The sequence below is a fragment of the Zoogloea oleivorans genome (assembly GCF_008107625.1).
Taxonomy (GTDB): Bacteria; Pseudomonadota; Gammaproteobacteria; order Burkholderiales; family Rhodocyclaceae; genus Zoogloea; species Zoogloea oleivorans.
The window spans coordinates 1-14,630 of record NZ_SDKK01000007.1 but is presented as its reverse complement, the minus strand read 5'-3'; the positions used below and the strand labels follow the sequence as shown (position 1 = coordinate 14,630).

General features: G+C 61.8%; 5 protein-coding genes. All 5 read left to right on the top strand.

Annotated elements, in window-relative coordinates:
• Complete coding sequence (locus ETQ85_RS08460) at window positions 1–2,148, top strand: PqqD family peptide modification chaperone (protein ID WP_148578615.1); 2,148 nt, start codon at window positions 1–3, stop codon at window positions 2,146–2,148.
• Window positions 2,145–4,100 (top strand): preprotein translocase subunit SecA, encoded by a 1,956-nt coding sequence (locus ETQ85_RS08455; protein WP_148578614.1) that lies wholly within the window; start codon window positions 2,145–2,147, stop codon window positions 4,098–4,100. Before ETQ85_RS08460 ends, ETQ85_RS08455 begins: the two co-directional genes overlap by 4 nt.
• 5 nt (window positions 4,101–4,105) lie before the next feature.
• Window positions 4,106–5,017 (top strand): efflux RND transporter periplasmic adaptor subunit, encoded by a 912-nt coding sequence (locus ETQ85_RS08450; protein ID WP_187394641.1) that lies wholly within the window; start codon window positions 4,106–4,108, stop codon window positions 5,015–5,017.
• Window positions 5,018–5,021: 4 nt separating this feature from the next.
• A complete protein-coding gene (locus tag ETQ85_RS08445) occupies window positions 5,022–10,988 on the top strand; it encodes a DUF4347 domain-containing protein (RefSeq protein WP_148578612.1) in 5,967 nt (1,988 codons plus the stop codon).
• On the top strand, window positions 10,951–14,630 hold a 3,680-nt coding region (locus tag ETQ85_RS08440; protein WP_148578611.1), incomplete at its 3' end, for a cadherin domain-containing protein. The genes ETQ85_RS08445 and ETQ85_RS08440, both read left to right, overlap by 38 nt.

The following is a 14,630-nucleotide window of genomic DNA, read 5'->3' as shown; positions in this document are numbered from 1 at the left end:
ATGACCGCCAGCGTCTTCAGCAACCAGTGGTACCGGGTGGCAGGCCTGCATCCACGTCTTCGTTCGCAGGTGCGGGTTACCCGGCAGATCTATCGGGACGAGGTGTGGTACGTGCTGGCCGATCCGGTCAGCGGACGTTTTCACCGAATGAATGCATCGGCCTACGCGTTTGTTGGACGCTGCGATGGCCGCCGCACGGTTGATGCTGTGAGTGAGGCCTTGCATGCCCACGATCCGGATGATGCGCTGACCCAGGACGAGATCGTGCGTCTGCTGGTCCAGTTGAACCAGCGTGGTCTGATTCAGTGCGAAATCACTCCTGATGTGGAGTCGATCTTTCACCGAGAGGATCAGGAGCGGCGTCGGGCGCGTCGTCTGGCCGTGAATCCGCTGGCCTTTCGGGTGCGTCTGGGGGATCCGAGCGTGCTTCTGAAGCGCTTCGATCCCTGGCTGCGTTTCCTCTTTTCCTGGCCCTTGCTGCTTGCCTGGCTGGTGCTGATCATGGCCGGGCTGGTTACCGCGGCGATGAATTTCAGCGAACTCGCATCCCACGCGCGAACCTGGATGGGGACTCCGCGCTTCTTGCTGGTAGCGTGGCTGCTGTATCCGTTGGTCAAGGCCATTCACGAGCTCTCGCATGCCCTGGCCGTGCGGCGCTTTGGTGGCGAGGTGCACCAGGTAGGGGTCAGTCTGCTGCTCCTGACGCCGGCGCCCTTTGTCGACGCGTCGGCGGCGTCGGCCTTTCGCCATGCGAGCCAGCGGTTGGTGGTGAGTGCGGCCGGTATCATCACCGAGCTGGTTATTGCGGCGGTCGCGCTGCTGGTGTGGTTGCTGGTCGAGCCGGGCGTGGTGCGCGATGTGGCACTGGTGATAACGGTGATTTGTGGCGTGTCGACAGTGCTTTTCAACGGTAATCCGTTGCTCCGCTTCGATGCGTATTACGTGCTCTGCGATGCCCTTGACCTGCCCAACCTGGCGATCCGCAGCCAGGCCTGGTGGCGCTATCTGCTTATCAACCGGGTGTTGGGGATTCCGGATGTGCCATCTCCCGAGCCGGGCCGTGGCGAGAGGCCGTGGCTGTACTTCTATGCGCCGGCCTCGGCTCTTTACCGGATCAGCATCTCGCTGGCGATTGTCGGCTGGATCGGTAGCTGGTCGATGGCCCTGGGTTTGCTGGCGGGGGCCGGGGTGGTGTTCGCGATGCTCGTCACGCCTGTGTTTCAGGTCTGGCGCAAGCTGTTGCGCATGGCCTTGCCCGATCTCATGCGACGACGTGTGCTGCATGTTGGTCGAGGACTGTGTATCGGCCTGCTGGTGCTGCTGGCGGGGGTGCCTTTTCCCTTTGCAACGCTGGCCCAGGGGGTGGTGTGGATTCCCGAGCAGGCTCAGGTGCGCACTGGAGCCGATGGTTTCATCGTTTCCCTGGAGGCTCGTCATGGCGATCGGGTGGAGGTCGGGCAGGCGCTGGCCAGGCTTGAGGACAATCGCCTGGTTGCCGATGCGGCCAGGTTAAGCAGTCAGCTCCATGCTCTGGATGCCGATCTTTATCAGGCCATTGTGCGCGACCCGGTCAAGGCTCGCGATGTGGAGGAGGACATCAGCCGGGTCAAGGCTCAACTGGCCCGGGTTAAGGAACTCCAGGGGCTACTGGTGCTGCGCGCCAGTGTCGCCGGGCAGTTGGTCATGCCGCGCCAGTCCGACATGGAAGGGGCCTTTATGCCCCGTGGGGCGCTGCTCGGTCACATCCTGACCGGCGAAGCGTCCACCATACGGGTGGCGGTGGAGCAGGACGTGGCGGCGCTGGTACGCGGTGATACCCGTGACGTGGCGGTGCGACTGGCCGAGCAGCCTGACGCGTCGGTGGCGGCGCGCCTGCTGCGTACCATTCCGGCCGCCACCGAAAAGCTGCCCAGTGCCGCCCTTGGCGAGCATGCCGGAGGGCGTTTCCCAGTCGATCCGGCCGACAAGGATCATCTACAGACCCCGACGCCGGTGTTTGTTTTCGACGTAGTCCTGGATGGACACGTCCATGAGCGGGCTGGCGGACGCGCCTGGGTGCGCTTCGATCATGGCTGGACGCCACTGGTCGTGCAGTGGGGGCGCCGCCTGAAGCAACTCTTCCTGAGTCATTTCAATCCGACGGCATGACCCGCCTCCTCGATGCCCGCGTGCCCCTGCCAGGTCTGGTGTGGGGCGCTTATCCGGAGCGCCGTGATCCGCCCCGTGTTCGCTGGCCCTGGGGGCGCGCCCGCTATGGTCGTCAGGTGGATGCCGTGCGCGCTGCGCTGGTGGTCTGGCAGGCGCTGGACGAGCCCGCCTTCGCTGCCCGGCTCAGGGCCGTGCAGACCCGCATCGGACGTGACGGGCTGGCGGTGGAGCGTGTCGTGGAGGCACTGGCTGCTGCAGTCGAGGCGGCCCGTCGCAGTCTCGGGCTGAAGGCCTACGACACCCAGATTCGCGCTGCGCTGATCATGCTGGACAACCGTCTCGCCGAGATGGCGACGGGAGAGGGAAAGACCCTGGCGGCGGCCTTGGCGGCGGCAGTGGGGGCACTGGCTGGTACGCCGGTGCATGTCCTCACGGCCAATGATTATCTTGTCGAGCGGGATGCCGTGAATCTGGCGCCGCTGTTTGCCCTGCTTGGCCTGCGCGTCGGCTTTGTAACCGGGCCAATGAACGAAGCGCAGCGGCGCATTGCCTACAACGCGTCCATTTGCTATGTCACCGCCCGCGAAGTGGTGTTCGATTATCTGCGGGACGGGCTGCGCCGCGGTTTTACCCGTAGCGATTTGCAGCGTAGGGTGGCTGCCCTGCGCGAAGCCGACGCTAAGCAGTCCTTGCTGCGCGGCTTGTGCATGGCCATCGTGGATGAAGCCGACAGCCTGCTCATTGACGAAGCGATGATGCCGCTGATTTTGTCGCGGCAGGTGCGCGACAGCGCCGGGCGAGCCTTCTTCTGGCAGGCCTGGTTCCTGGCGACAAGCCTGCTGGCAGAGCAGGATTTCCGGATCGACGACACCGGGCTGCGGGTTGAACTCACCGCAGTGGGCCGCCTCGCGCTGGGCGAAAAAGCGGCGGTGCTGGGTGGGCGCTGGCGGTCAGTGCGTCTGCGGGAGGAAGTGGTGAACATGGCTTTGGCGGCGGCCCATGTTTACCGGCGCGATGTGCACTATCTGGTGCGGGACGGTGTGGTAGAAATCGTCGATGAAGTTACCGGGCGGGCGGCGCCGGGGCGGGTATGGTCACGTGGTTTGCATACGCTGGTTGAATTGAAGGAAGGGCTGCGTCCTTCACCTGGCACCGAGACTCTTGCCCAGATTACTTATCAGCGTTTCTTTCCCCGTTATCACCGTCTTGGCGGCATGAGCGGCACGCTGAAAGAGGCCCGGGGCGAGCTGCGGGAGGTGTATGGACTTGATGTTGTGTGCGTTTCTTTGCGCAAAGCAAGCTCAAGGAAAGCCCTTGCCTGCCGTATATACGGGAGCAAACACGCTTTGTGGGACGCCGTTGCCGGAAGGCTGGCGGAGTGCCGTGCAGCGGGGCGGCCGGTGCTGGTGGGAACCTCATCGGTGGCCGAGTCTGAATCACTCTCGGCACGTCTTGTTGCTGCAGGCATTCCGCATACTGTTCTCAATGCCCGTTGCGATGTCGATGAAGCCGCCATTGTGGCGCGTGCCGGCGAGGCGGGACAGGTGACGGTGGCAACCAACATGGCCGGACGGGGAACGGATATTCCGCTGGCAGCCGGGGTGGCCGACGCAGGAGGGCTTCACGTGATGTGCTGTCAGATCAATGCATCGAGACGGATTGACCGGCAACTGGAAGGCCGTTGTGCGCGGCAGGGCGATCCGGGCAGCGTCGAAACATGGATCTGTCTGGAGACGCCGCGCGTGGCGGGCTTGCCCTTGTCGGGCATGCTGGCCCGGTGGTGCGCAAGGGATGCAGCACTGCGTCTGCTGATAAGCCCTGTGGGCTTGCGGGTGATGCTGGCATTGCATCAATGGAGGCAGGCGCGTCGGGAACGGCGGGCGCGCCGGGGCTTGTTGCTGGCGGATCGTGAGTGGGAGCGGGGGCTCTCCTTTGGCGGTCCCGGAGAATGACGAGAATGTATAGACGGATTTTGACCTGGCTATGCTGGTCCTGGGTGGGGGTTGCCGCCGCTGGACCAATCGGGTCGCAGACGCTGGGCTGCCTGATCGAGCCGGATAAAGTGGCCGATCTGGGCAGCCCTGTCATTGGTGTCCTCGAAGGGCTCAAGGTGGACCGGGGCGATCTGGTGCGCAAGGGGCAGGTTCTGGCCGTGCTGCGCAGCGACGTGGAGCGGGCCACTGCCGAAGTGGCCCGGACGCGTGCCGTGGCGGATGCGGATCTGCGCTCGGCGGAGGCCAGCCGCGATTTGGCACAGCAAAAAATGCGTCGGGCGGAAGATCTTCTGGCCCGCAACTTCATTGCCCAGCAGGCGCTGGATCAGGCGCGCACGGATTTGCAGGTGGCCGACCAGAGGCTGGCTCAGACTCGTGAGCAGCAGCGCTTGTGGGGCCGTGAGCTTGGTGTGGCGCAGGCCCAGATCGGCTTGCGCACGATCCGCAGTCCTTTTGACGGGGTGGTGGTCGAACGCTATCTGTCGACCGGCGAGCGCGTCGAGGAAAAACCGGTTTTTCGGGTGGCAAAGATCGATACCCTGCGGGTCGAGGTGATTGTTCCTTCGGCCCGATTCGGGGCGATCCAGGTGGGGGACGTGGCGAGCGTCAAGCCGGATCTGCCCAGTGTCCAGGCTGTCGATGCGTCCGTGACGCTGGTGGACAGGGTGGTGGACGCTGCCAGCAATACCTTCCGGGTCCGCCTGTCGCTTCCCAATACCAATCATCAATTGCCGGCGGGTTTGCGTTGCCGGATCAGTTTTTCCGAAGCAACTCCGTCTGTGTCCGGCGCGTCCGAGCGGCCGGCGACCCGCATTTTGGGGGGCCTGCGCATGGAGGAGAGCCTCGGCGCCAGCAAGGACAAGAACCGTCGCTGAACGCATGCCTACCCGTCGCCACCGTCGGGCGCTGATCGAGACCTTCGAGTCGCGCATTCTATATTCGGCTGATCCGACGCCGACGGGGCTGGTTGCGGTGGCGGTGGCCGGCATTCAGCAGCATCTGGATGATGGTGGCACGGCGGTGCAGGGCTGCAGTGTCGAGCTGGCGTTCATCGACTCCCGCCTTCCCGACGTGCAGGTGCTTGTCGAAGATCTGGCTGCCCAGCAGCGTGCCGGCAAGGCTATCGAGGTGATCCTTGTCGGGGCAGATGAGGATGGAATTTCGATCATTTCCGAGACCCTTGCAGGGCGTAGTGACGTGTCGGCGGTGCATGTGGTCGGGCACGGTAGCGACGGAGTCGCCACGCTGGGGGCGGCCCGACTGGATGCCGGCATGCTGTTCCTGCGGGCCGGCGAGATTGCTGCCTGGGGCGATGCCCTGACCAGCGATGCCGACTTCCTGCTCTATGGCTGCGATGTGGCTGCGGACGGGGAGGGCCAGTCACTGGTCGATGCCCTGGCCCAGCTGACCGGTGCCGACGTGGCTGCCAGTACGGATACGACGGGCAGCGCGTTGCTCGGTGGTGACTGGGATCTGGAGTACGTCACCGGTCGTGTCGATGCGATGCCCTTTGTCTCGGCGACTCTCCAGGCCTCCTGGAATGGTGTGCTTTCGCTCTCCACGCAAGGGGCAGAAACACGGGTTAACACCACCACCTCCGGTGGCCAGTCGACGCTTGACGGTGCGCACTCTGTGGCAATGGCCGATAACGGCAATTATGTGGTCGTCTGGCAGGATGGCTCTGGCGTGGACGGTAGTGGGATCGGCATCTATGCCCAGCGCTACGACGCATCGGGCAATGCTCTGGGTGTGCAGTTCAAGGTGAATTCCCAGACCTCGGGCGATCAGCAGTGGCCAGAGGTGGCGATGGATTCGGCCGGTAACTTCGTTGTCGTGTGGCAAAGCCAGGGGCAGGACACAAGCAACCTTGGTGTGTATGCCCAGCGCTACAACGCGACGGGGGTTGCGCAAGGGTCGGAGTTCCGTGTCAATGCCACCACCCTCGACAATCAGGGGGCCGCCGCGGTAGCGATGGATGATGCCGGCAATTTTGTCGTTACCTGGACGAGCTGGAACCAGGATGTGGCGAATACATTCGGCATCTATGCCCGGCGTTATGCCGCCGACGGCACCGTCCTGAGTGGCGAGTTTCTGGTGAACACCTACACGGCAGCGGATCAGGACGTGCCCGCGATCGGCATGGACTCGACCGGAAACTTTGTGATTGCCTGGGCCAGCAACGGCCAGGACGGCTCCGATCGTGGGATTTACGCCAAGCGCTTCAATGCGAGCGGTGTTGTGCAGGGAAGCGGCGAATTCCTTGTGAGCACGACCACCGCCAATGCCCAGGATTTTCCGTCGGTAGCGATGGATACGAGTGGGTTTGTGCTTGTCTGGGAAGATGCGGCCAAAGATGGCAGCGGCAACGGGGTGTTCGGGCAGCGCTTCAACAGTTCGGGCAGCCGCCTGGGCTCCGAGTTCCAGGTCAATACGACGACCGCCAATGCCCAGGAAAACGCGGTGGTCACCTCCACCGGTGCGGGCGGCTTCATGGTTACCTGGAACAGCAACCTGCAGGATGGTGCGCTGCATGGTGTTTATCTGCGCCAATATGACTCCTCTGGCCTGGCGCTGACCCCTGAGACACGGACCAGCACCACGACTGCCGGTGAACAGCTTTTTCCCAGCGTGGCTTCCGATGCCAGTGGTCGTGTGGTGGCCGTCTGGAGTGGCAACGGCACAGGTGATACGGATGGCGTATTCATGCAGCGCTATCTGTACAAGGCACCGCCGGTCATTACCCTGAGTGGAACCAGCGGCAATTACATCGAAAACGCGGCGGCTGTTTACGACGCCTCTGCGACGCTGACCGATGCAGACACCACGGTTTTTACCAATGGCCAGTTGCTTTACCAGATCACGACCAATGGTACGGCGAGCGATGAACTGGGTATCCGCAACGAGGGCTCCGGTGCCGGCCAGATCGGTCTTTCGGGCACCAGCGTTACCTATGGTGGTGTGACCATCGGCACCTACAGCGGCAGCTTTGGTAACGGAAGCACGCCGCTGACCGTCACCTTCAACAGCAGTGCCACGCTAGGCGCCGTGCAGGCACTCGTGCGCAACATCACGTACCGGAATATCAGCGAGAACCCCGGCACGACATCCCGCACCATCAGCCTGAGCGTTTCCGATGGCACCGGTGAAACCAGTACGCCAGTCATCGTCACCATGGTGCTAACGGCGGTGAATGATGCGCCGGTTATCGGCAGTAACGGCGGTGGGCCGTCGGCTGTCATCAGTGTGGCCGAAAACACCACGGCAGTGACCACCGCGATATCCACCGATGTCGATGGCGTAACCACGCTTTACAGTATTTCCGGCACCGATGCGGCCAGCTTCTCGATCAACAGCAGCTCCGGTGCGTTGTCGTTTGTGTCTGCCCCCAATTTCGAGGCACCTGCCGATGCGGGGGGCAACAATGTCTACGATCTGACGCTGACGGTAAGTGACGGGGCTGAGGGCTTCGACACTCAGGCGCTGGCTGTGACGGTGACCAACGTCAATGAAGCGCCGGTTCTGACCTTTATCAGCGGTGACGTCAATTACGCAGAAAACGCCGGTCCGGTGGTGGTATCCGCATCGGCCAGCGTTTCCGATGTGGACTCCCCGGATTTTTCCGGCGGGCGAATGGTGGTGTCCTTTTCTGCCAATGGCCAGGCCGAAGATCGTATCGCTCTCGCCAACCAGGGCACAGGAGCAGGGCAGGTTGGCTTGAGTGGCAGTAATGTGACGTACGGCGGCACCCTTGTCGGGACATGGTCCGGCGGGGTTGGCGGAGCGCCGCTGATTGTCACCTTTAATGCCAATGCCACGCAGGCCGTCGTACAGGCCGTCGGGCGCGACATCACCTACGAAAACGTGTCCGACAACCCGTCCCCACTGGTCCGCACGATGACTGGCTTTGTGGAGGATGGTGACGGCGGCACCAGCAGTGTCGTGAGTGGAACCCTGACAATCGTTCCCTCCAATGATGCGCCGGTGATTACATCCAACAGCGGAGGCGCCAGCGCCAGCATCTCGATAACGGAGAACCGGACTGAGCTGATCACCGTTACCGCTACAGATTCCGACAGTGCAGGCCTGAACTACAGCATTTCCGGCGGTGTCGATGCGGCCAGGTTCACGATCAACCCCGGCACGGGCATGCTTTCCTTTGCCGTTCCGGCCGATTTTGAAAACCCTGCCGATGTCGGTGCCAACAACGTTTACGACCTGATCGTTCAAGTGGACGACAGCAACCTGACCGACACCCAGAGCATCGCGGTGACGGTGACCAATGTGGCCAGCGAACTGGTTGTCACGACAACCGCGGATACGGTGAATACCGGGGACGGTACAAGCTTCAGCATCGCCGACCTTATTGCCAGCAACGGGGGAACGGATGGTCTCATATCCCTGCGCGAAGCCATTCTTGCCGCCAACAACACGCCTGGTGCAGACACCATCACCTTCAATATCGGTACCGGCACACAGACCATCAATGTTCTGTCGGCCCTGCCGCAGATCAACAGCATCATCAGCATCGACGGTACTTCCCAGACAGGCTATGCGGGAACACCGCTGATCGTGCTGAACGGCATGTCGGCAGGTGCGGCGACGCCCGGCCTTGAGCTGATCAGCGGCAGTGCCCTCAGCACCATTCGCGGTCTGGTCATCAACAACTTTGGTTCCAGCGCCATTCAGATCCTCAATACGTCCAACGTGGCGGTGGTCGGCAATTATCTGGGGACGAACCAGACCGGGACAGCTGCCGCAGGCAACCAGGTCGGCGTCTTCATCAGCAACGCCAGCAACAATGTCATTGGCGGCAACCTCGCAGCCGATCGCAACGTCATTTCCGGCAACACTGTGGACGGTGTGCAGATTCTGGGCATCGGCTCCATGAACAACTGGGTTGGGGGCAACTACATCGGTCTGGACGCAAGCGGTACGGTCGATATCGGCAACACCAACCAGGGTGTTGCCATCTTCGGTGGAGCAAGCAGCAATACTGTCGGCGGCACGACCGTCGGCGCGCGCAATGTCATCTCGGGCAACAACGGTGCAGGCGTGCGCATCAGCGATGCTGCAACGAGTGCCAACCGCGTGGAAGGCAATTACATCGGGACCAACGCCGCCGGTACCGGGGCGATCGGCAACAGCCTGCAGGGGGTTGAAATCTATGGGGCCGTCAACAATACGATCGGTGGCTCGGTAGCCGGCACGGGTAACCTCATTTCAGGCAACCTCTCGGACGGCATCCTGATCAGCTTTGCTGCGGATGACAATGTCATTCAGGGCAACACCATCGGCCTCAATGCCGCCGGCAGCACGATGCTGGCCAATGGGCAGGAGGGAATTCAGGTTTGGGAAGGATCGATCAACACGATGATCGGCGGTGCCACGTCCCAGACCCGGAACATCATTGCCGGAAATGGCCTTCAGGGCATCGTGGTTTTCGGGACCGCCACCGGTACCGTGATGATCAGTAACACCATCTATGGCAACGGGGCTTTGGGTATCGATCTGGGTGGCGACGGGGTGACCAGCAACGATCCGGGTGATGTGGATACGGGTGCCAACAGTCTGCAGAACACCCCGGTGCTGACTTCAGCGCAAACCACCGGCAGCAGCATCACCATTGCCGGTACGCTCAACAGCATCATCGATACCCATTTCCGGGTGGAGTTCTTCGCCAGCCCGACGTCCGATCCGTCAGGGTACGGGGAAGGGCAGATCTACATCGGCTTTGTCGATGTGCTGACCGATGGCAGCGGCAACGCCAGTTTCAATTCAAACTACGCGGTGGCAGTTCCAGGCGGTTATGTCGTTACCGCCACCGCCACCCGGTTGAGCGCCGGGATGGCGTTCATCGAGACCTCGGAGTTTTCCGCAAACATCCATACCAATCCCCCAGCTATTTCCAGCAACGGCGGCGGGGCAGATTCGGCGGTTTCGGTGGCCGAGAACAGCAATTTGGTCACTACGGTCACCGCCACCGATCCGGATGCTGCGCAGACTCTGATCTACAGCATTTCCGGTGGCTCCGACATGGCGAGCTTTGCCATCGACCCGAGTAGCGCTGTCCTGACGTTTGTTACGGTACCCGACTACGAAGCACCGTCCGATACCGGCGCCAACAATGTCTACGACGTGATCGTCCAGGTAGCGGACGGCGCCGGGGCTAGCGACAGCCAGGCGATTGCCGTCACGGTCACCAACATCAACGATGCGCCGGCATTGAGCTTCCTGAGTGGAGCCATCAGCTACACCGAAAACGCGCCACCACTTGTCCTTGCTCCAGCTGCGATCATCAGCGATCTGGATTCGCCGGATTTCAGCGGTGGCCAGTTAGTGGTGTCTTTTTCGCTTAATGGTCAGGCCGAAGACCGTATCGCCATTCGTAACGAAGGAAGTGGCGCTGCTCAGATCGGTATCAGTGGCAGCAACGTGACCTACGGCGGCGTGGTGATCGGCACCTGGTCAGGAGGAAGCACCGGAAGCGTGCCACTGATCGTCAGCTTCAACGCCAGCACCACGCCGGACATCGCCCAGGCGCTGGCGCGCAACATCACATATGAAAACCTCTCCGACACGCCATCCGCCCTGACGAGAACGATCAGCGCCCACCTCCAGGACGGTGACGGCAGCACCAGTGCCACGGTCAGCGGGCAGCTCACCATCAGTGTCGCTAATGATGCCCCTGTTATCAGTTCGGATGGCGGTGGCGTCACGGCGAGCGTATCCGTGGCAGAAACCGACATGACGGTGACGACGGTCACGGCCAGCGATGCGGATCTGCCGGCCGATACCCTGAGCTACAGCCTTGTCGGGGGGGGGCGATGTCACCAGGTTCACCATTGATCCTGACACAGGTGCCCTGAGTTTTCTGACTGCGCCAGACTTTGAAGTCCCGCAGGATGAGGGCGCCAACAATGTCTACGATGTGATCGTCCAAGTCATGGATGGTGCGAACAGCACGGCGATCCAGGCGATCACCGTGACGGTTACTGCGGTGAATGACAACGCCCCTGTACTGACCAGCAACGGTGGCGGGGTGATGGCGGCAGTCACCATCGCCGAAAGCACGACCCTGGTCACAACCCTGACCGCCACCGATTCCGACCTGCCTGGCGATACGCTTTACTACAGCATTGTCGGCGGGGCGGATGCGGCCAAATTCGCCATCGACACCTTCTCGGGCGCCCTCAACTTTGCCCTTGCGCCCGACTATGATTTGCCGGGCGATGTGGGCGGAGACAACATTTACGATGTGATCGTCCGGGTGGATGACGGAACCTATGCGGTCAATCAGAGCCTCGCCATTACCGTCAGCAACACGAATGAAGCACCGGCCGTGACGATCACGTCCACCAGCTACACAGCCACCGAGCAAAGCGCACTGGTCCTGGGTGGAACGGGTCTTTCGATTTCCGATGCGGATGCCGGCAGTCATGTCGTCAGTGCACGCCTGAATGTCGTCTCCGGTACGCTCAGCGCCACGGCGGGTAGCAGCGGCGTGACGATTACCGGCTCAGGGACGGCCAGCCTTGTATTTGATGGCACGCTTGCGCAGATCAACGATTTTCTGGCCGGCAAGCTTGGTGCCAGCCTGACCTACCTGATCGATATCGACACGCCGCCCGCCAGCGATACGCTGACGCTTGCCGCTGACGACCTGGGCCACACGGGTAGCGGCACTGCGGCGAGCGGATCAAAGTCGGTGCTCATCAACATCACCGCCGTCAATGATGGCCCCGCCAACACCACACCAGGCACCCAGGTGACGCTCGTCAATACACCACTGGTTTTTGGTGTGTCCCATGGCAATGCGCTCTCTGTAACCGACTCCGATGCCGCTGCCAACCCGCTGCAGATCAGTCTTGTCGCGACCCACGGAACCCTCACGCTGGGCAATACGACTGGCCTGACGTTCGTGTCCGGTGATGGCGCGGCGGATGCCGGCATGACCTTTACCGGCACCCAGGCCAGCATCAACGCTGCCCTGGAAGGCCTGAGCTACACCCCGACAGCCGCATATACCGGTACGGCGACGATCAGCCTTGGCTCCGCTGACCAAGGCAATACGGGGGGCGGTGTTTTGTCCGACAGCGACACCATCAACATCCAGATTGGTGCCAGTCGTTACCAGCAGGGGCTGGACGGCTACACCGGCATGGAAGACACCTACCTCGACAGCGTGACGCCCGACTCCAGCTACGGTAACGCCAGCACGGTTCTCGTCGACGATGGATCGCCCGTGTCCCAGGGTTTGTTGCGCTTCGACGGCATCTTTGGTGACGGCGTCGGACAAATTCCCTTCGGATCGACGATCAACTCGGCCTCCCTGTCCTTTTACGTGATCAATCAGGACGCGGCGGACTCGGTGTCCCTGCACACGATGTTGACGAACTGGACCGAGAACGCCACCTGGAACACGCTGGGTGCCGGTATCCAGACCAATGGCGTGGAGGCCGTCGGCACGCCCGTAGCGACCTTCAGTGCGGGCGCGTCGGGATGGAACACTATTGGCGGTCTGGATGCCAGCGTGCAGATCTGGGCAAATGGCGGGGCCAATTACGGCTGGTCATTGCTTACCGCGAATCCTGGTGCCGACAGCTGGACCTTTGCCTCGTCGGAATACAGCACGCTCAATCTGCGCCCCTATCTCGTCATCACCTATACCCCGCCTGAAGCGCCGGTGATTACCAGCAATGGTGGCGGCGCGAGTGGTGTTGTTTCGGTGCCTGAAAACACCACATCTGTAACGACCGTTACCGCAACCGACGCAGATAGCGCCCAGACCGTGTTGCGCTACAGCATCGTTGGTGGAGCAGACTCGACCAGGTTCTCGATCAACGAAACAACCGGTGTCCTCAGCTTCCTGACAGCACCGGATTTCGAGAATCCGCTGGATATCGGCGGCAACAATATCTATGACATCACCGTGCAGGTGTCGGACGGCCTTCTTTCAAGTACCCAGGTTTTGGCGGTTAGTGTTGGCGCGGTAAACGACAACGCGCCGCTGATCACTATCCCGGCTGCTGTGTGGATCACCGAAAACAGCACTGCCGTTGCGACGATTACGGTCTCCGACAGCGATCGCCCGGCGCAGAGTTTCAGTTACAGCCTGGCCGGTGGGGTCGATGCGGCGCTGTTTACCATCAACACCAGCACCGGGGATCTGCGTTTTCTGAGTGCCCCCGACTTTGAAAGTCCGCTTGATGCCGGGGGCGACAACGTCTACGACGTGACTGTACAAGTCTCCGACAGTGACGGCAGTACCAGCACGCAGGCTATCGCCGTCACCGTCACCTCTGCGGACGATAGTGCCCCGGTGATTACCAGTCCGTCCGTGGTGTTCGTCGCCGAAAACACCACGGAAGTGATGACCATCACCGCCAGCGACGCCGACCAGCCGGCACAGGCTCTCAGCTACAGCCTGGCCGGTGGCGCCGATGTCGCCAGGTTCACGATCGATCCCGTTTCCGGCATTTTGCGTTTTGTCAGGGCTCCCGGCTTTGGGGTTCCGGCGGATGCGAACAGGGACAATGTTTACGATGTCATCGTGCGTGTTTCCGACGGGGTGTTGACTGGCACCCAGGCGCTTTCTGTATCGGTCGAAAACCGCAACGAGATGCCACAGGGCCGCGATGGCCGAGTTCAAATGCTTGAAGACGGCACGCATACTTTTACGCTGGCCAGTTTCGGTTTCATGGATGCGCGGGATACCCCAGCCAACAATCTGGCCGCGGTCCAGATCATCGCCGGGCCGGCAAAGGGTGTGCTTTCCCTCGGTGGGCAGGTGGTGGCCAATGGTCAGTGGATCACCGCGGGTGATATCGCTGCGGGCCTGCTGAGCTATACTCCTGCTGCGGACGGCACCGGTGCAGCCTATGCCGCACTGACTTTCCGGGTACGTGATGACGGTGGGACCGCCGGTGGTGGTAGTGATACCGAGACGGGTTCGCATACCCTCGTGATTGGTGTGACTGGCGTCAATGATGTGCCTGTGGGCAGCGCTGACATTTATCGCCTCGATGAAGACAGCGTTCTTGACGTGTTGGCGCCGGGGGTTCTGGCCAATGATCCGGACCTGGATGGTGACATGCTGGTAGCGGAACTGGTCTCTGGCCCCACCAACGGAACCCTGGTTCTGGCTGCGGATGGCAGCTTCCGTTACACGCCGTCGGCCAACTGGTCTGGTACTGAGAGCTTCAGTTATCGTCCCTTCGATGGCATCGTTTATGGCGACACCACACAGGTGATCCTGGTTGTCGAAGCTGTAAATGATGCGCCAGAAATCATTCATGCCAGCTTCAAAGTGCCTGGCGGAGGCGTCGTTGTGCTGAACGCCGACATGATGATCGCCTCGGACGTGGATTCCCTGCCGACCTCCATCCACTTCCAGGTCGACCAGGTGGACAACGGTCATTTCGAACTTGTCTCGGCGCCTGGGCAGGCCATCCGTCAGTTCAGCTACGCAGAGCTCGCCGCCGGGCTAGT